This window comes from Pseudomonas sp. Yb2C2, from assembly GCF_052112325.1.
GTDB classification, from domain to species: domain Bacteria; phylum Pseudomonadota; class Gammaproteobacteria; order Pseudomonadales; family Pseudomonadaceae; genus Aquipseudomonas; species Aquipseudomonas marginalis.
The window spans coordinates 213,084-229,787 of the sequence record NZ_JAVAJK010000006.1; the positions used below are offsets into that span (position 1 = coordinate 213,084).

At 62.3% G+C, this 16,704-nt stretch carries 16 protein-coding genes; 8 read left to right on the forward strand and 8 right to left on the reverse strand.

All coding sequences use genetic code 11. The annotated features are described in order from the left end of the window. The first annotated feature begins 52 nt into the window (after positions 1-52). Together Q8X51_RS10755 and Q8X51_RS10760 are read left to right on the forward strand one after the other, a co-directional pair. Positions 53-1,228 carry an AAA family ATPase gene (locus Q8X51_RS10755; protein ID WP_407693663.1) on the forward strand — a complete coding sequence of 392 codons (1,176 nt, stop codon included), beginning with the start codon at positions 53-55 and terminating at the stop codon, positions 1,226-1,228. Between the two features lie 230 nt (positions 1,229-1,458). Further along, positions 1,459-1,887, forward strand: a complete 429-nt coding sequence (locus tag Q8X51_RS10760; protein ID WP_065925461.1) for a hypothetical protein — start codon at positions 1,459-1,461, stop codon at positions 1,885-1,887. Positions 1,888-1,893: 6 nt separating this feature from the next. On the opposite strand, the gene Q8X51_RS10765 is transcribed toward Q8X51_RS10760, so the two are convergent. Together Q8X51_RS10765 and Q8X51_RS10770 are read right to left on the reverse strand one after the other, a co-directional pair. Beyond that, positions 1,894-2,310 carry a DUF3010 family protein gene (locus Q8X51_RS10765; protein ID WP_407693662.1) on the reverse strand — a complete coding sequence of 139 codons (417 nt, stop codon included), beginning with the start codon at positions 2,308-2,310 and terminating at the stop codon, positions 1,894-1,896. Positions 2,311-2,351: 41 nt separating this feature from the next. Beyond that, a complete protein-coding gene (locus Q8X51_RS10770; RefSeq protein WP_027606004.1) occupies positions 2,352-2,753 on the reverse strand; it encodes a lysozyme inhibitor LprI family protein in 402 nt (133 codons plus the stop codon). Between the two features lie 221 nt (positions 2,754-2,974). Here Q8X51_RS10770 and Q8X51_RS10775 point away from each other — a divergent pair, with 221 nt between their 5' ends. From Q8X51_RS10775 to etfB, 6 genes are all read left to right on the forward strand, one after another. Then, complete coding sequence (locus tag Q8X51_RS10775; protein WP_010207105.1) at positions 2,975-3,952, forward strand: dipeptidase; 978 nt, start codon at positions 2,975-2,977, stop codon at positions 3,950-3,952. A 52-nt stretch (positions 3,953-4,004) separates the two neighbouring features. Next, positions 4,005-4,535: a DUF5943 domain-containing protein gene (locus Q8X51_RS10780; protein WP_074847795.1), complete on the forward strand. Its 531-nt coding sequence runs from the start codon at positions 4,005-4,007 to the stop codon at positions 4,533-4,535. A gap of 15 nt (positions 4,536-4,550) precedes the next feature. Further along, positions 4,551-6,611: a dimethylglycine demethylation protein DgcA gene (gene dgcA / locus Q8X51_RS10785; RefSeq protein WP_407693661.1), complete on the forward strand. Its 2,061-nt coding sequence runs from the start codon at positions 4,551-4,553 to the stop codon at positions 6,609-6,611. Positions 6,612-6,767: 156 nt separating this feature from the next. Further along, positions 6,768-8,711 (forward strand): dimethylglycine demethylation protein DgcB, encoded by a 1,944-nt coding sequence (gene dgcB, locus Q8X51_RS10790; RefSeq protein ID WP_407693660.1) that lies wholly within the window; start codon positions 6,768-6,770, stop codon positions 8,709-8,711. Further along, positions 8,711-9,931, forward strand: a complete 1,221-nt coding sequence (gene etfA / locus Q8X51_RS10795; RefSeq protein WP_407693659.1) for an electron transfer flavoprotein subunit alpha — start codon at positions 8,711-8,713, stop codon at positions 9,929-9,931. The genes dgcB and etfA overlap by 1 nt, the downstream gene beginning before the upstream one ends. A 10-nt stretch (positions 9,932-9,941) precedes the next feature. Beyond that, positions 9,942-10,712: an electron transfer flavoprotein subunit beta gene (etfB, locus tag Q8X51_RS10800; protein WP_065947490.1), complete on the forward strand. Its 771-nt coding sequence runs from the start codon at positions 9,942-9,944 to the stop codon at positions 10,710-10,712. Between the two features lie 118 nt (positions 10,713-10,830). Here etfB and Q8X51_RS10805 read toward each other — a convergent pair whose 3' ends face one another. Genes Q8X51_RS10805 through Q8X51_RS10830 form a run of 6 tightly spaced genes read right to left on the reverse strand, consistent with a single transcriptional unit; the run spans position 10,831 to position 16,703 of the window. After that, positions 10,831-12,756 (reverse strand): secretin N-terminal domain-containing protein, encoded by a 1,926-nt coding sequence (locus tag Q8X51_RS10805; protein WP_065925454.1) that lies wholly within the window; start codon positions 12,754-12,756, stop codon positions 10,831-10,833. Positions 12,757-12,774: 18 nt separating this feature from the next. Then, on the reverse strand, positions 12,775-13,266 hold the full coding sequence (locus Q8X51_RS10810) for a hypothetical protein (protein WP_065947488.1): 492 nt from the start codon (positions 13,264-13,266) through the stop codon (positions 12,775-12,777). Beyond that, complete coding sequence (locus Q8X51_RS10815; RefSeq protein ID WP_027605995.1) at positions 13,263-13,799, reverse strand: hypothetical protein; 537 nt, start codon at positions 13,797-13,799, stop codon at positions 13,263-13,265. The genes Q8X51_RS10810 and Q8X51_RS10815 overlap by 4 nt, the downstream gene beginning before the upstream one ends. A 6-nt stretch (positions 13,800-13,805) precedes the next feature. Beyond that, positions 13,806-14,363, reverse strand: a complete 558-nt coding sequence (locus tag Q8X51_RS10820) for a hypothetical protein (protein ID WP_407693658.1) — start codon at positions 14,361-14,363, stop codon at positions 13,806-13,808. Then, positions 14,360-15,085: a hypothetical protein gene (locus Q8X51_RS10825; RefSeq protein ID WP_407693657.1), complete on the reverse strand. Its 726-nt coding sequence runs from the start codon at positions 15,083-15,085 to the stop codon at positions 14,360-14,362. Before Q8X51_RS10825 ends, Q8X51_RS10820 begins: the two co-directional genes overlap by 4 nt. Continuing rightward, the gene (locus Q8X51_RS10830; protein WP_407693656.1) at positions 15,066-16,703 is read right to left on the reverse strand and encodes a GspE/PulE family protein; all 1,638 of its coding nucleotides are present in this window, start codon (positions 16,701-16,703) and stop codon (positions 15,066-15,068) included. The genes Q8X51_RS10825 and Q8X51_RS10830 overlap by 20 nt, the downstream gene beginning before the upstream one ends. Between the last annotated feature and the right edge of the window lies 1 nt (position 16,704).

Here is a 16,704-nt window from a genome sequence, read left to right on the forward strand (position 1 = left end):
ATTATACTCATCACTATAATTTATAGTTGTTTTAATAATTGAGTATAAATCCATGTCCAAACACAGCGGCTTCGTGTTCCGTCGCCCCGCCCTGGCAAGCAGTATTGCCGATGGCCTGGTGGGCGCCGGTATTCAGGATTTCACCTCTGGCCTGTTTCTCGCGGCGCCCCGTCGCACCGGCAAAAGCACTTTCCTGCGCGAAGACCTGATTCCGGAATGTCAGCTCCGGGGCTGGCTGGCGGTGTATGTGGATCTCTGGGCTGACAAGGAGAAAGATCCTGCGGAGTTGATTGCCAGTGCTATTGCGGCTGCCCTGGTTCCCTATGAAAAGGGCATTCGCAAACTGGCCAAGAATATTGGCATCGAGAAACTGAGCTTTCTGCGGACGCTCTCCTGGGACTTTACCAAGCCACAATTGCCTGTCGGTGCGACGCTGACCCAAGCCTTGGAACTGCTCCACAGTGCTGCAGAAAAACCCGTTGTGCTGGTGATTGACGAAGCGCAGCACGCCTTGACCACCGAGTCGGGTATCAATGCGATGTTCGCGTTGAAGGCTGCCCGGGATCAGCTCAACCAGGGCCGTGACGAAGAGGGCAGCGGCTTGCGCCTGGTGTTTACCGGCTCCAATCGCGACAAACTCGCCCATTTGGTATTGGGTAAAAGCCAGCCTTTCTTCGGTTCCAGCATCACGCCGTTTCCGCTGCTGGGTAAAGAGTTCACCCAAGCCTACACCGTGCACCTCAACGCGCACCTGGCCGAGACCAACCAGTTCAACGCGGCTGATATTGATGAAGCATTTGAGCTGGTAGGCCGGCGTCCCGAGATGTTGCGCACGATCATCGGTGAAGTCGCGTTGGAACTGGGCGAGGCGAGCAATCTGGGCCAATTGCTGCACAGTCGCGCTGAACTGCTGCGCGCGGGTGTATGGACCGAGTTCGAAAGCGCCTGGAACGCCCTGACCATCCCGCAGCGCGCCGTGCTGGAGGTGATGGTGGAGCGTTCCCAGAACAACAAACCCTTCGCGCCCTTCACCGACAGCACCCTCACGGCTGTCAGCCAGGCGCTGGAAGCCATGGGCAGTGACGTGGTGCCGGGCACCCAGACCGTCCAGGCCTGCATCGATGCCTTGCGCGACAAGGAGTTGGTGTGGAAGTCGGGCCGCGGTGGTTATGCCCTGGAAGACAAGTCGTTCGGGGATTGGCTCAAGGTGCGCAAGGCACGCCAGTGATTTCCTCAGCCGTACTGCAGATGGCGCGTGGCAGGGAAATGTGTGGGGTAGTCGATGTGGGAAATATCTTTTTCTATGTTGCTGGCTATGTCTTGCGCAAGTGCGCTGTTACCGTCCAGTGGCCGCTGATTAAGCTGCTAGTTGGGCCGTATATAAATAAGAACGCTTGTACTTGATCAGCTCGGCATCCGCACTTGTATCCCCATTACTTGATCGATAAGAGGTCCCGTATGCTCAAAAGAATTGTTGCCGTCATCGCGTTCGCGTCCGCTCCCGCCTGGGCAGCCAAAACCCCGGCGCCCTTCACCGGGACCGATTACAGCGGGCGTTATGAGTGTACTGGCAAGGACCGTCATATTGGTGACTTCACCGGTGTTGTCGATATGAAAATCAACACCAGCCAAAGTACCGGCAAGTACGGTGCCTACACGTTCACCCTGACCCTGGAAGATAAATCCCGTTATGACGGGTTTGCCGCTGCCACCGCAGATACGCTGGCGGTTTATTTCGCCCATACCGATCCCGCCTTGAAAGACTACGGCGTCGGTATTGCGCAACTTGTTCCAACGCCGGAGGGCAAAGTGTCCTTCGTCAAATATTATTACGGACCTGAATACGAAGGCGGCGGCCACGGGGTCGAACACTGCGTCAGAAGTTAACGTGCGTTACTTCTTCATCAGGCTCGAACAGGCAGCCTTATAAGCTTCATGCTGATACTTGTTCAGCGTCGCCGGCAGATCAAAGTTGTGCTTCTTGTTCTGCGCATTGATGGTCTGCGGCGACAGCAGCGTCACCTCAACCCCCTCCAGCAACTGAAACACCCCTTCGATCTTGAAGGTTGTCGGGCCCCCGGCGAATTCACCTTTCTTGCTGCGTTTCTTGATGGCGATGCGCTGGATGGCGTTTTCCTGCACGAACGCCCTCACCTGGCCGGCGAAGGCTTTGACGTTAACGGCTTCATCGTCGTCATCAAGGGCGATTTTCTTGATGGCCAGGGCGACATGGCTCAGCGTCTGGTTGTCCAGGGAGGCGAGGGCGATGATGGCTTCGCTGCCTTTGATTTCGATGCCGCAGATAGTCATGAATGGCCTTGGTTCAAAGAGAAAGTGGCGGCGATTGTCGCTTATTCCTGCCCAATCGACTCCAAAAACTCCGACCGCTCATCACTCATCCGCGCCAGGCAATCATTCTGTGCAATCGCATAGGCCTTGGTGCCAGTCACCGCTGGAAAGGTGTCCACCGCACAATCGGCATCACGCAGTTTTTCCCATTTCTGCTGGGCATCCTTCAGACGAGCGGTAATGTCGGCGAGTTTGGTCTTGTCGCTGCCATAGGTGGAATGCATGCGTTCCAGCAGGCCTTGATAATTATCCTTGAGCAATTGCTCGGCAGTGGTTTTGTTGTAAGTGGCGCATTCCAGGGTTTGCTTGTCGTTTTCGATGCCATCGCACGGCGTGCTGTCGGTGTCTTCGGCCGCGTGGACGCCGGTTGCGATGAGTGCCAAAGCCAGGAAAATCGATTTCATTGCGCCGTCTCATATCAGGTGATGCGGGAATTCTGGCTCAAGCGTAAGACAAATAACAGCCGCCAGTCAGACCACTCATAACAGCCTTTGTCGTGGATTGACGCTTTCGGCAATTCCCCTGTCGTTTTTGCACCCGGCTCGGTCGGCCCCTGGGCATATGCTGGCCCCAAAGCGCCGGCAGACGATTCGGCGCATGAATCGCCAAAATAAGGGGACGCCTGATGAGCCCAGCCGAATTGCACGCCGACAGCATCGTTATCGACGGGCTGATCATTGCCAAGTGGAACCGCGACCTGTTCGAGGACATGCGCAAAGGCGGCCTGACCGCCGCGAATTGCACCGTGTCGGTATGGGAAGGGTTCCAGGCCACGATCAACAACATCGTCGCCAGCCAGACCCTGATCCGCGAGAACAGCGACCTGGTGATTCCGGTGAAAACCACCGCCGACATCCGCAAGGCCAAGGAACAGGGCAAGACCGGCATCATCTTCGGCTTCCAGAACGCCCACGCGTTTGAAGACCAGCTCGGCTATGTGGAGATCTTCAAGCAGCTCGGCGTCGGTGTGGTGCAGATGTGCTACAACACCCAGAACCTGGTCGGCACCGGTTGCTACGAGCGCGACGGCGGCCTGTCGGGCTTCGGGCGCGAGATCGTCGCCGAGATGAACCGCGTCGGCATCATGTGCGACCTGTCCCACGTCGGCTCCAAGACCAGTGAAGAAGTCATCCTCGAATCGAAAAAACCGGTGTGCTACTCCCACTGCCTGCCGTCCGGCCTTAAAGAGCACCCGCGCAACAAGTCCGATGAAGAACTGAAGTTCATCGCTGACCACGGCGGCTTTGTCGGCGTGACCATGTTCGCGCCGTTCCTGGCCAAGGGCATCGATTCGACCATCGATGACTACGCCGAAGCCATCGAATACACCATGAATATCGTCGGCGAAGACGCCATCGGTATCGGCACCGACTTCACCCAGGGCCATGGCCAGGATTTCTTTGAAATGCTGACCCATGACAAGGGCTACGCCCGCCGCCTGACCAGCTTCGGCAAGATCATCAACCCGCTGGGCATCCGCACCGTCGGCGAGTTCCCCAACCTGACAGAGACCCTGCTCAAGCGCGGCCACCCCGAGCGTGTGGTGCGCAAGATCATGGGCGAGAACTGGGTCAACGTCTTGAAGGACGTTTGGGGCGAATAAGCCAAGCACCCACGGGCAACATCACAACGAATTTTTCTGGAGTTAAGTTTCCATGGCCAAGATCGCCCCGCAATTGCCTATTGAAGTCGACAGCGAAACCGGTGTCTGGACGTCCGACGCCCTGCCGATGCTGTACGTGCCGCGCCATTTCTTCGTCAACAACCACATGGGCATCGAAGAGGTGCTGGGCGCCGACGCCTATGCCGAAATCCTCTACAAGGCCGGCTACAAGTCCGCCTGGCACTGGTGTGAAAAAGAAGCCGAATGCCACGGCCTGGAAGGCGTCGCGGTGTTCGAGCACTACATGAAGCGCTTGTCGCAACGCGGCTGGGGCCTGTTCAAGATCCAGGACATCGATCTGGATAAAGGCACCGCCAGCGTCAAGCTCGAACACTCGGCATTCGTCTATGTGTACGGCAAGGTCGGGCGCAAAGTCGACTACATGTTCACCGGCTGGTTTGCCGGTGCCATGGACCAGATTCTGCAAGCCCGTGGCAGCCAGATCCGCACCGTGGCCGAACAAGTCTACGGAGGCTCCGAAGAGGGCTTTGACTCCGGCTTGTTCACCGTCAAGCCGTTGTAAGCCGAGGACCGTGCCATGGCTTTCGAAGCAATGTTCCAGCCGATCCAGATCGGCAAACTGACCATCCGCAACCGCGTGCTCAGTACCGCCCACGCCGAGGTGTATGCCACCGACGGCGGCATGACCACCGACCGCTATGTGAAGTACTACGAAGAAAAAGCCAAGGGCGGTATCGGCCTGGCGATCTGCGGCGGTTCCTCGGTGGTCGCCATCGACAGCCCCCAGGAATGGTGGAGCTCGGTGAACCTGTCCACCGACCGCATCATCCCGCACTTCCAGAACCTGGCGGATGCCATGCACAAGCATGGCGCCAAGATCATGATCCAGATTACCCACATGGGCCGTCGCTCGCGTTGGGATGGCTTTAACTGGCCGACCCTGATGTCGCCGTCCGGCGTGCGTGAGCCGGTGCACCGTGCCACCTGCAAGACCATCGAGCCGGAAGAAATCTGGCGCGTGATCGGCAACTATGCCAGCGCCGCCAAGCGCGCCAAGGCTGGTGGCCTGGACGGTGTGGAACTGTCCGCCGTGCACCAGCACATGATCGACCAGTTCTGGAGCCCACGGGTCAACAAGCGTACCGACGAGTGGGGCGGCACCTTCGAAGGCCGCATGAAATTCGGCCTGGAAGTGTTGAAAGCCGTGCGTGCCGAAGTCGGTGACGACTTCTGCGTGGGCATGCGCCTGTGCGGTGACGAGTTCCACCCGGACGGCCTGTCCCACGAGGACATGAAACAGATCGCCAAGTACTACGACGACACCGGCATGCTCGATTTCATCGGCGTCGTCGGCTCGGGTTGCGACACCCACAACACCCTGGCCAACGTGATCCCCAACATGAGCTATCCGCCGGAGCCGTTCCTGCACCTGGCGGCCGGTATCAAGGAAGTGGTCAAGGTTCCGGTGCTGCACGCACAGAACATCAAGGACCCGAACCAGGCCACGCGCATCCTCGAAGGCGGCTATGTGGACATGGTCGGCATGACCCGTGCGCATATCGCCGACCCGCACCTGATCGCCAAGATCAAGATGGGCCAGATCGACCAGATCAAACAGTGCGTCGGCGCCAACTATTGCATCGACCGCCAGTACCAGGGCCTGGACGTGCTGTGCATCCAGAATGCCGCGACCTCCCGTGAATACATGGGCGTGCCGCATATCATCGAGAAGTCCACCGGGCCGAAACGCAAGGTGGTGGTGGTCGGTGCCGGCCCTGCCGGGATGGAAGCCGCGCGGGTGGCCGCCGAACGTGGCCACGACGTGACCCTGTTCGAGAAGAAAGAATTTATCGGCGGGCAAATCACCACCGCCTCCAAGGCGCCGCAACGCGACCAGATCGCCGGTATCACCCGCTGGTTCCAGCTGGAGCTGGCACGCTTGAAAGTCGAGCTGCGCCTGGGCGTGGCCGCCGATGCCGAGACCATCCTGGACCTGCGTCCGGACGTGGTGGTGCTGGCGGTCGGCGGGCATCCGTTTATCGAACAGAACGAACACTGGGGCGCTGCCGAAGGCCTGGTGGTGAGCAGCTGGGACGTGCTCGACGGCAAGGTCGCACCGGGCAAGAACGTGCTGGTGTACGACACCATTTGCGAATTCACCGGCATGTCGGTGGCGGACTTCCTGGCCGACAAAGGCTGCCAGGTGGAAATCGTCACCGACGACATCAAGCCGGGCGTGGCGATTGGCGGTACGTCGTTCCCCACCTACTACCGCAGCATGTACCCCAAGGAAGTGATCATGACCGGCGACATGATGCTGGAAAAGGTCTACCGCGAAGGCGACAAGCTGGTGGCGGTGCTGGAGAACGAATACACCGGCGCCAAAGAAGAGCGGGTAGTGGACCAGGTGGTGGTCGAGAACGGCGTGCGTCCGGACGAAGCGATCTACTACGGGCTCAAGGAAGGTTCGCGCAACAAGGGCCAGATCGACGTCGAAGCCCTGTTCGCGATCAAGCCGCAGCCGTGCTTGAGCGAGGCGGGCGAGGGGTACTTGCTGTTCCGCATCGGTGACTGTGTGGCGCAGCGAAATACCCATGCCGCCATCTATGACGCCCTGCGCCTGTGCAAAGACTTTTGATGAGGTGAACGCGGTCAAATGTGGGAGGGGGCTTGCTCCCGATAGCGGTGGTTCAGCGACAACTGTACCAACTGACAGTCCGCCATCGGGAGCAAGCCCCCTCCCACATTCGGGCCAGTTTCACAGTAGACCTGTGCGGTCTGTGGGAGCTTCACCATGTTGAACACCTTGCTGCCTATTCTCTTATTTACCGCCCTGGGCCTTGCCGTCCTTGGCGTCCTGCGCCGGGTGAACATGTGGCGTCGTGGGCGTGCCTCCAAGGTCGACCTGCTGGGCGGTCTGTTGGCCATGCCCAAGCGCTACATGGTCGACCTGCACCACGTGGTCGCCCGCGACAAATACATCGCCAACACCCACGTCGCCACTGCCCTGGGCTTTGTGCTGTCGGCGCTGCTGGCGATCCTGGTGCACGGCTTCGGCCTGCATAACCGTATCCTCGGCTACGCCTTGCTGCTGGCGTCGGTGTTGATGTTTTTCGGCGCCACCTTCGTTTACCTGCGGCGGCGCAATCCGCCGTCGCGCCTGTCGAAAGGCCCGTGGATGCGCCTGCCGAAAAGCCTGATGGCGTTCTCGGTGAGTTTCTTCCTGGTGACGCTGCCAGTGGCGGGGATCCTGCCCGCCGACTTCGGCGGCTGGCTGCTGGCCGCGCTGCTGAGCGTGGGGGTGCTGTGGGGCGTGTCCGAAATGTTCTTCGGCATGACCTGGGGCGGCCCGATGAAGCACGCCTTCGCCGGTGCCCTGCACCTGGCCTGGCACCGTCGCGCCGAACGCTTTGACGGTGGTCGTTCCACGGGTTTGAAACCCCTGGACCTGAGCGACAAAAGCGCGCCCCTGGGCGTGGAAAAACCCAAGGATTTCACCTGGAACCAACTGCTCGGCTTCGACGCCTGCGTGCAGTGCGGCAAGTGCGAAGCAGCGTGCCCGGCTTTCGCTGCCGGCCAGCCGCTGAACCCGAAAAAACTCATCCAGGACATGGTGGTTGGCCTGGCCGGCGGCACCGATGCCAAGTTCGCCGGCAGCCCTTATCCGGGTAAAGCCATTGGCGAACACAGCGGCAACCCGCACCAGCCGATCGTCAACGGCCTGGTGGACGCCGAGACCCTGTGGTCGTGCACCACCTGCCGTGCCTGTGTGGAAGAGTGCCCGATGATGATCGAGCACGTGGACGCCATCGTCGACATGCGCCGCCACCTCACCCTGGAAAAAGGCGCCACGCCGAACAAGGGCGCCGAAGTCCTGGAAAACCTGATCGCCACCGACAACCCCGGCGGTTTCGCACCGGGCGGTCGCCTCAACTGGGCGGCGGATTTGAACCTGCCGTTGCTCAGCGACAAAGGCAGCGTTGACGTGCTGTTCTGGGTCGGCGACGGCGCCTTCGACATGCGCAACCAACGCACCCTGCGGGCGTTCGTCAAAGTGCTCAAGGCGGCCAAGGTCGACTTCGCCGTGCTCGGCCTGGAAGAGCGCGACAGCGGCGACGTCGCGCGGCGCCTGGGCGATGAAGCGACCTTCCAGATGCTCGCCACGCGCAATATCCAGACGTTGGCCAAGTACAGCTTCAAGCGCATCGTCACCTGCGACCCCCACAGCTTCCATGTGCTGAAAAACGAGTACGGCGCCTTCAACGGCAACTACCGCGTACAGCACCACAGCACCTTTATGGCCGAGCTGATCGGCGAGGGCGCGCTGAACCTGGGCCAGCACAAAGGCAACAGCGTGACCTACCACGACCCGTGCTACCTGGGCCGCTACAACGGCGAATACGAGGCGCCGCGCCAAGTGCTGCGGGCGCTGGGCATCGAGGTCAAGGAGATGCAACGCTCGGGTTTCCGCTCGCGCTGCTGCGGCGGTGGCGGCGGCGCGCCGATCACCGATATTCCCGGCAAGCAACGTATCCCCGATATGCGCATGGAAGACATCCGCGAGACCGGTGCCGAACTGGTGGCGGTGGGGTGCCCGCAGTGCACGGCGATGCTCGAAGGTGTGGTTGAACCGCGACCGTTGATCAAGGACATCGCCGAGCTGGTGGCCGATGCTTTGCTGGAAGACGTCGCACCGGCCAAAGCTCCCAACAAGCGTGAACCTGCGGAGGTGCACTGATGAGCGACATTATCCGCCGCGACCCACGGGCCGAATGGATCGCCCGCAACCGCCTGCACCCGCTGCATGCGGCGATGCAGCCGGTGCAACACAGCTGGATGGGGCCTAACGGCATCATCCGCAAGAACGTGCATGGCGTCGGTTTTATCGGCCCCAACGGCATCAAGCGCATCGACCGCAGCGGTGCCCAGCAGGGCGGTGCGGCCAAGCGTACGGCGGCGATTGAAGTGCAGTTGCCGCTGCATCAGGTGCCTGCGCCTGCGTTCTACATCAACGTAGTGCCGGACATGGTCGGTGGCCGCTTGAGCAGCCACGACCGCGACCTGCTCGGCCTGGCGCGGCAACTCGCCGGCAACGACGGCGCGGTGCTGGCAGTGGTGTTTGGCGAACACAAGGAAAGCGCGTTTGCCACGGCCGGTGTCGATCGCCTGCTGGTGCTCGACGGCCACGAATTCGACGGTTATTCACCGGAGCAACGTGTCCAGGGCCTGCGGGCTGTGGATAACCAGTTCAACCCGCGCCACTGGTTGTTGCCCGACAGCCGCAGTGGTGGCGGCGAGTTGGGTCGGCGTTTTGCCGCCAGCCTCAAGGAACGCCCGGCCACTCGCGTCTGGCAGATCAAGGGCGATGAGTGCATCGGTCGCGCCGGTGCGGGCCGGGAAGACTTGGCGCGGCCGCTGCCACGCCTGATTCTGGCTGCCGCCGAATGTGCCGATCCGGTCAGCGACACACGCCATGAAGTGCTGCCTGTGGAGTTATCCACAGGCCTGGCACGCAGCCTGCCGCGTATCGAGGATCTTGGCGCGGTGGCGGTGGACCCGGCGGCGATTCCCATGGCCGAGGCCGAGTTTATTTTCTCCGGCGGCAACGGCGTGAAGGACTGGGCGCTGTTCCACCAGACCGCCGCGGCTTTGGGGGCCACCGAAGGCGCCTCGCGGGTGGCGGTGGACGATGGATTCATGGCCCGTGATCGCCAGGTCGGCGCCAGCGGTACCTGGGTGACGGCGCGGGTGTATGTGGCCGTGGGGATTTCCGGGGCGATCCAGCACCTGCAAGGCATTGGCGCCTGCGACAAGGTGGTGGCGATCAACCTCGACCCGGGCTGCGACATGATCAAGCGTGCCGACCTGTCGGTGATCGGCGAAAGCGCCGCGATTCTGCAAGCCTTGATCGCTGCGGTCGAGGCCTACCGCAACGGCGCCAAGCGCGATGCGGCTTGAGGACATGACCATGACCACGAATGTAATCAGCCTGGTGTCCATCGGCGCCCACCCCACCTCCGGCCGGCCACGCCGCGCCGAACAGGATGCGCGCGCCGTCGAACTGGGTCTGCAGATGGCTGGGGATAAGTTGCAGGTGCTGCACGCCGGCAACATCGCCGAACCGACCCTGCGCAGCTACCTGGGCATGGGCCTGCCACAGTTGCACGTGCTGGAACAACCGGAGGGCAGCGATGCGTTGCCGGTGCTCGGCGAGTACCTGCGCGACGCCGGTGCCCAGGTGGTGCTTGCCGGCAGCCAGGCCGAAACCGGTGAAGGCTCGGGCATGTTGCCGTTCCTGTTGGCCGAGCAATTGGGCTGGCCGCTGATTGTCGGGCTGGCCGAGGTGGAGTCCATCGACGGCGGTGTGGCCCATGTGCTGCAAGCCTTGCCCCGTGGGCAGCGCAGGCGCTTGAAGGTGCGCCTGCCGTTTCTGGCGACGGTGGATAACGCCGCGCCAAAACCTCGGCAAAGCGCCTACGGTCCGGCACAACGCGGTGAATTGGCGGCCCACGAAGTGGAAGTCGAGCAGGACGCGTTATTCACAGGCGCCGTGCTGCAACCGGCCAAGCCCCGGCCCAAGCGCCTCAAGGTGATCAAGGCCAAGAGCGGCGCCGACCGCATGAAAGCCGCCACCGCCAAGGCCAGTGGTGGCGGTGGGCAGGTGCTCAAGGGTGTGAGCGCCGAGGAAGGTGCCCAGGCAATCCTCAAGTTGCTCATAGAAGAAGGCGTCGTGCGCTAACCCACCAACACTGCAAAACAAATGTGGGAGGGGGCTTGCCCCCGATAGCGGTGGACCAGTCAAGGATACTGAGACTGACACATTGCAATCGGGGCAAGCCCCCTCCCACATTGGATCTTCATTGGGGCGCAGGTTCGGGCGCAGGCTTGGGCACCAGATCCGGCAGCAGTGGCGGCAGGGGTTGCCAGGTGGCATCCGGCTGTTGCATCGGCGGTGGCAGCGCCGGCGTGGGGTCGCCGCCAATCGGCTTGAGGATCATTTTGTCGGTGGTGTCGCGCAGGATCATGCCCTGGGTCGAACTGCGCGCCTCGGTGCCGCTGTGGAAGGTGCTGATCTGGGCAATCGGCAGGTCCAGGTTGCGTTCGATCCTCGGGGTCAGCAGCAGGATGATCTCGGTTTTCTGCTGGGTATTCTGGTTGGTGCCGAACAGCTTCTTGCCGATCCACGGGATCTGGCTCAACCATGGCAGCCCCGAGCCCTCGTCGACGTCCGCCGTGCGGATCAGCCCCGAGACGATCTGGGTTTCATTGTTGCGCGCGGTCAGCAGGGTCTTGGTGGCCCGTGAGCCGAGTTCGAAGGTGGCCGGTACGTTTTCCGAGCCGGGAATACGCTTGGTGATATGGCTCATTTCCACGTTCAGCTCCAGGTTCACCTCATCGCTCAGGCTGATGTTCGGCTTGACCGTGATCTGCAGTCCCACGTCCTGGTAGGACACCGACGAGGTGGTGATCTGGTTGGCGGTGGTGGTGGTCACCACGGGGATCTTGTCGCCGATGTTCACCTGGGCTTCTTCGCGGTTGCGCACCCGCACCCTGGGGTTGGCCAGGGTCACGGTGTTGCCGCTGCGTTGCAGCATATTGATGCGCGCCGAGGTACTGCCCGCGTCGAGCAGGATGTTGTCGCCGTTGATCCCGCGCAATGCGCTGAGTGGGATACCCGCCAGCCCGGCAGGCACGTTGGCCAGGTTGCCCACGGACAGGCCGATGCTCTCCGGGTACTGGATGCCCAGGTTCAACTCGTCGGTCAGGCTGACCTCCAGCACCTGGATGTCGATGGTCACTTCCGATTGTGCGATATCAATGGCTTCCACCAGTTTTTCCACGGCGCTCAGGGTATCCAGGCCATCGCGCACGATCACCGCGTTCAGGCGTTCGTCCACCAGCACCTCTTTGGGCTTGAGCACCTGTTTGATCTCGGCGGCGATGACCTTGGGGTCGCCATGGCTGAGGTAGAAGGTACGCACGGCCAACTCGCGATATTCCCGTTCCTTGTCCGGGCGGCGGGGGTAAACCAGGAGGGTGTTGGCGTTGAGGACCTTCTTGTCCAGTCCCTGGGTGGTCAGCAGCAGGTTCAGCGCGTCTTCGGCGGTGGTTCGGCTCGCGGTCATGCTCGCCGAGGCACTGGGATTGACGTCCTTGTCGATGACGAAGTTGACCCCCGACAGGCGCGCAATGGTCTCGAAAATCGTGGTCAGGCTTTGGGCGCTGAACTCCAGGCTCAAGGGTTTGCGCATGGCCTCGGAGAGGTCGGCGCTGAGGTAATCGGCGCTCACCAGTTCACGGGTCAGGGCATTGCGAAAGTCCAGGGCCTCTCGGTAGTTGGGCTTTTGCGCGATGATCCGGCGCACCAGGTTGAGGGCTTCCACCGGGTTGGAGCGCTTCATTTCGTAGGCCTGGGCCAGTTGCGGGCGCAGTTGTTTCATCGCCTGGATGCTCTGGATTTCCTGGCGCGCGCCGAGGTTGCTGGGGTCGTATTTGAGGATGGTTTCCAGGGCGCGGATGGCAGCGGCATCGTCGCCACGCATCAGCGCGGTGCTGGCTTCGCGGCTGTATTGGGCCACCAGCAATTCCAGCTTGCTGAAGTTGGCGGTGCGCAGTTGCACATCGTCGGGGGCCTGTCTGGCTTCGGCTTGCAGCACTTCGACCGAACGGATGATGTCGCCCTTCTGGCGCAACTCGTCGCTCTCCTTGATCGCCCGCTGGGTCTGGCAGGCGCTGAGCAGGGCCACGGCCAGGCTCAAGGGTATCCACGTGCGTATGGCCATGATCGTGTCCTGCGCCGGTCAGTGAGTGTCCAGCCGCAAGGTGCTGACATGCTTGAGGGGCATGTAGGTCAGCACCACGGCGGTGTCGGTAAGTTTGTCCAGCCGGTAATGGGCGTCGAGCATCTTGCCGGGCACGATGCGCCCGGGTACCGAGCAACGGTTGCACAGGGTGTACTGGCTGCCATTGCCGCTGAGTACGACGATTTTCGCCTGGTTCTCGTAGCGCCATTGCGCGCTCACGGTGAAGGGCAGGGGCGGCGGCTTGGGCGCTGAGGTGTCGACCGGTATGGGCGGCGGTGCAGGTGTCCAGGTCTGGGCAGGGAACAGGTCGATGGCTTCGGCCACCGCCGGTGCAGGTGCGGCAACCGGTGCCGAGGGCACCTGTACAGGGCGGGCGATCACTGGCACCGGCGAGGGTGCGGGGTTGTCCGCAGTGTCCTGCCAGAACAGCCAGCCGCAGCCGATCAAGGTCAGCAGCAACAGCACGCGCAGATACAGCGGCAGCGTCATTCCACCACCCCCAGCACACTCACCTTGAGGCTGATGTTCAACATGCCGCTGGTGATTTCCTTGCGCTCCAGGGCCAGGCGTTCGATGCGCACGGCCGGCTCATTGGCGACGTCGACCAGGGCATCGCGCAGCAAGGCGTAGGGGCCGACGAGGGGAATGTCCACGTCCAGCCGTTGCAGCCCGGTGTCGCCGGGCGCGGAGTAGGCCAGGGTGGTCTGTTCGATGATAAAGCCGCGCCGGGTGAGGACGTCCAGCAGCTTTTCCAGGCGTGGGGCGAAGTCCTGTGCACTGGGCAGGCGTTCGACCACGGCCGGTTCGGTCACCTGCACATCCTGGGGCTGCTCGGCGATACCGGCCTCCAGTTCCTGGCGCCGCAGGCTGTCGGCAATGCCTGCCGGATGTATCACTGTGACTTCGATCAGCAACGTTGCCGCCATCAGCCCCAACGCCAGCAGCCCCCAAAAGCCCAGGCGCTGCTGCCATTGCATCAGGTGCCAGCGCACGCGCGGGAGGTGGCGGGTCAGTGCGTCCATGGGCGACTACCCTGCACCAACCGCAAGTTTGACCTGCACCGGGTGTTGCGGGTCATTGGCCTTGCGTGCGCTTTGTTGCAGGTTCACGTGCACACCTGGCTGGGCCTTGAGCCGTTCGACAAAGCGAAAGGCATCGCCCAGCACCTTGGCTTCCAACTCCAAGTGAATCAGTCGGGCCTGGGTGTCGACCTCCACGCGCGTCAGCGCGACTTCCGCGGACCAGGCCCGGGCCACGGCGTCCATCAGTGCGAAGGGCGTGTCCTGCTGTCGGGAAAAGGCGGCCAGTTGTTGTTTCTGCTGGGGTGACAAGCGAATGGCGGCCTGGATCAATTGCTCCTGGCGACGTGTCAATTCGATAAAGCGCTGCTCCAGTGCGTCGGTCTGTTGTTGCTGATGCTCCATGCGCTGCCAGTGTTGCCAGGTCACGAAGACAAGCCCGGCGGCGACCAGCCACAACACACTCACCAGCGGCCGATAGACGGCATTGGGGGGCAGGAAGTCGATGCCCGGCGCCTGCCGCTGTCGCCAGGCACCGGCGAGTTGTGATTTCAGCTGAGCGATCATGCCAGCGGCTCTCCGAGCCAGGGATGCAGTGGCCCCAGCCAATGTTCAGTGGGGTGATTGGCGACGACCCATGTGGCCGCCGCGTGCCGTTGCGCCAGCAGGTCGGCGGTGAACAGGTTGTCGCTCAAGTGGCTGCCGGGTGGGGTTTGCAGCACGCAGACTTGTTGAGCCACACCCTGTTGCCGGTAAAGGCAACTGAGACCTCGCGCCTCAGGTACCGCCAGCACGCAATCGTCAGGCAATTGCTGCCAGTACCGTTGGGCCACGGCCGTCAACAATGGCGTGCATGTCACCAGCGGCAGGTGCTGCCGCTTGAACAACTCCCGCAGGTCTTGCAGCAAATTCCGTGACGTCGCGACCGCCAGGCGTTCATCTCCAAAGGTGCTGTTGGCGACTTGCACTTGCCACTGTCCGGGGTCGATGCCTGCCTGTTGGTTGAAGGTCACTTCGGCCAAGCCTTGCCAGTCGGCCTGGCTGTACACGCCGGTTTGCCACGCCAGCATCAGGTAGTGCACATGGGGGAAGCCCAGCAGCACCGTGGCCCGGTCCAGAAACCCGACGCGGCCGCGCGGCGCCTGTTCCAGCAGTTCGGCACAGGCGGCCAATGGCTCGCCAGCCTGTTGCGCACGCCATACTGCCGCACCGCGCCAGCGCGGTCGTGCGGCCCATTCGGCGCCGTCGCTGTGCAGCCACACCACATGCTCAATAAAGGGAAATGACACGGTGGATCTCCTTGAGCGTGGTGTCGCCCTGGGCGGCGTGGGCCAGGGCGATGTCGCGGATAAACACGTGGCCGGCTTCACGGGCCAGTTCGCGCAGGGTGGCGGCCGAACTGCGGTTGAGCAGGCCCTCCTTGATGCTGTCGGTCAGTGTCAGCACTTCGGCCAGGGCGAGCCGGCCGCGATAGCCGGTGTGACGGCAGGCCTCGCAGCCTTTGCCCACGCGATAGTGACCCTGTTGGAGTTGAGCCTCGGCGAGTTGGGCGAGGTGGGTGATCTCGGGGTCGGGGGCGGCATCCGTGCCGCAGTCCGGGCAGATGCGCCGCACCAGGCGCTGGGCGACCACGCCGTTAAGGGCTTCGACAAAGCTGGCCGGGTCCACGTCCATGTAGGTAAAGCGCTCCAGCACACTGAACGCGCTGTTGGCGTGCACCGACGACAGCACCAGGTGCCCGGTCAACGCCGCTTGCACCGCAATGCCGGCCGTTTCACCGTCGCGTATTTCCCCCACCAGGATGGTGTCCGGGTCGTGGCGCAGGATCGAGCGCAGGCCACGGGCGAAGGTCAGGCCCTTCTTGTCGTTCACCGGGATTTGCAGGACCCCGGGCAGTTCGTATTCCACCGGGTCTTCGATGGTGATGATCTTTTTCTCGCCGGTATTGGTCTCCGACAGGGCGGCATACAGCGTGGTGGATTTGCCGCTGCCGGTGGGGCCGGTCACCAGCAACATGCCATAGGGTTCGCCGGCCAATACACGGATGCGCGCGATGGTCTCGGCGTTCAACCCCAGGGTTTCCAGGCTCAGGGACTCACCGCGCTGGGACTTGTCGAGAATCCGCAGCACCGCATCTTCACCGTGGATGCTGGGCATGATCGACACGCGAAAGTCCACTTCGCGACCCTGGATTTTCATCTTGAAACGCCCGTCCTGGGGCACCCGCCGCTCGCCGATATCCAGCTCCGACAACACCTTGATCCGCGACAGTGCCTGCTCGGCCATGTCCAGGCCGCTGGCCTGGCCCATCTGCTGCAACACACCGTCGATGCGGTACTTGATCACCAGGCCCTGGGGCGTGGTTTCCACATGCACATCGCTGGCGCGGCTTTGCAGGGCATCGAACAGCATGGAGTTGACCAGGCGCACCACCGGGTTGTCGTCGCGGGCGATGCTGCTCAGGGAAATTTCCTGGGCGGCCTGGCTGACGCGGGCATTCTCGTCGTCCTCACCGAAAGGTTGCATCAACCGTTGGCTGGCTTCGGCCAGGCTCAACTGGGCCTTGACCGCGCCGGGCAGGCTCATGGCCAGGGGCAGTTGACGCAAGGTTTTCGAGGATTGCAGCCAGTGCCGGCTGGCCAGGGTGAAAGGGTCTCCCAGTACCAGGCACGGCTGGCCGTGGTTATCCACCGGCAGCACGTTATGGATCAGCGCCTGGGGCAGTGCCAGCAGATCGAAGCGCCAGTGTTCACTGAGGTTTTCCGGGGCGATGGCAAGCAGGCCCAGGGGCTGGGCGATGGTGCTTAATTGGTCGGGCGCTTTCTCCAGCACCTCCAGCAGGTAATTGGACAAGCTCAGCCCGCGTTGCTCTGCAAGGGCCTGCCATTGCCGTGTCTGTTCGCTCATC

Coding starts and splice junctions, on each gene's coding strand:
- Q8X51_RS10755 (WP_407693663.1), top strand. CDS start 53: ATGTCCAAACACAGCGGCTTCGTGTTCCGTCGCCCCGCCCTGGCAAGC.
- Q8X51_RS10760 (WP_065925461.1), top strand. CDS start 1,459: ATGCTCAAAAGAATTGTTGCCGTCATCGCGTTCGCGTCCGCTCCCGCC.
- Q8X51_RS10765 (WP_407693662.1), bottom strand. CDS start 2,310: ATGACTATCTGCGGCATCGAAATCAAAGGCAGCGAAGCCATCATCGCC.
- Q8X51_RS10770 (WP_027606004.1), bottom strand. CDS start 2,753: ATGAAATCGATTTTCCTGGCTTTGGCACTCATCGCAACCGGCGTCCAC.
- Q8X51_RS10775 (WP_010207105.1), top strand. CDS start 2,975: ATGAGCCCAGCCGAATTGCACGCCGACAGCATCGTTATCGACGGGCTG.
- Q8X51_RS10780 (WP_074847795.1), top strand. CDS start 4,005: ATGGCCAAGATCGCCCCGCAATTGCCTATTGAAGTCGACAGCGAAACC.
- dgcA (WP_407693661.1), top strand. CDS start 4,551: ATGGCTTTCGAAGCAATGTTCCAGCCGATCCAGATCGGCAAACTGACC.
- dgcB (WP_407693660.1), top strand. CDS start 6,768: ATGTTGAACACCTTGCTGCCTATTCTCTTATTTACCGCCCTGGGCCTT.
- etfA (WP_407693659.1), top strand. CDS start 8,711: ATGAGCGACATTATCCGCCGCGACCCACGGGCCGAATGGATCGCCCGC.
- etfB (WP_065947490.1), top strand. CDS start 9,942: ATGACCACGAATGTAATCAGCCTGGTGTCCATCGGCGCCCACCCCACC.
- Q8X51_RS10805 (WP_065925454.1), bottom strand. CDS start 12,756: ATGGCCATACGCACGTGGATACCCTTGAGCCTGGCCGTGGCCCTGCTC.
- Q8X51_RS10810 (WP_065947488.1), bottom strand. CDS start 13,266: ATGACGCTGCCGCTGTATCTGCGCGTGCTGTTGCTGCTGACCTTGATC.
- Q8X51_RS10815 (WP_027605995.1), bottom strand. CDS start 13,799: ATGGACGCACTGACCCGCCACCTCCCGCGCGTGCGCTGGCACCTGATG.
- Q8X51_RS10820 (WP_407693658.1), bottom strand. CDS start 14,363: ATGATCGCTCAGCTGAAATCACAACTCGCCGGTGCCTGGCGACAGCGG.
- Q8X51_RS10830 (WP_407693656.1), bottom strand. CDS start 16,703: ATGAGCGAACAGACACGGCAATGGCAGGCCCTTGCAGAGCAACGCGGG.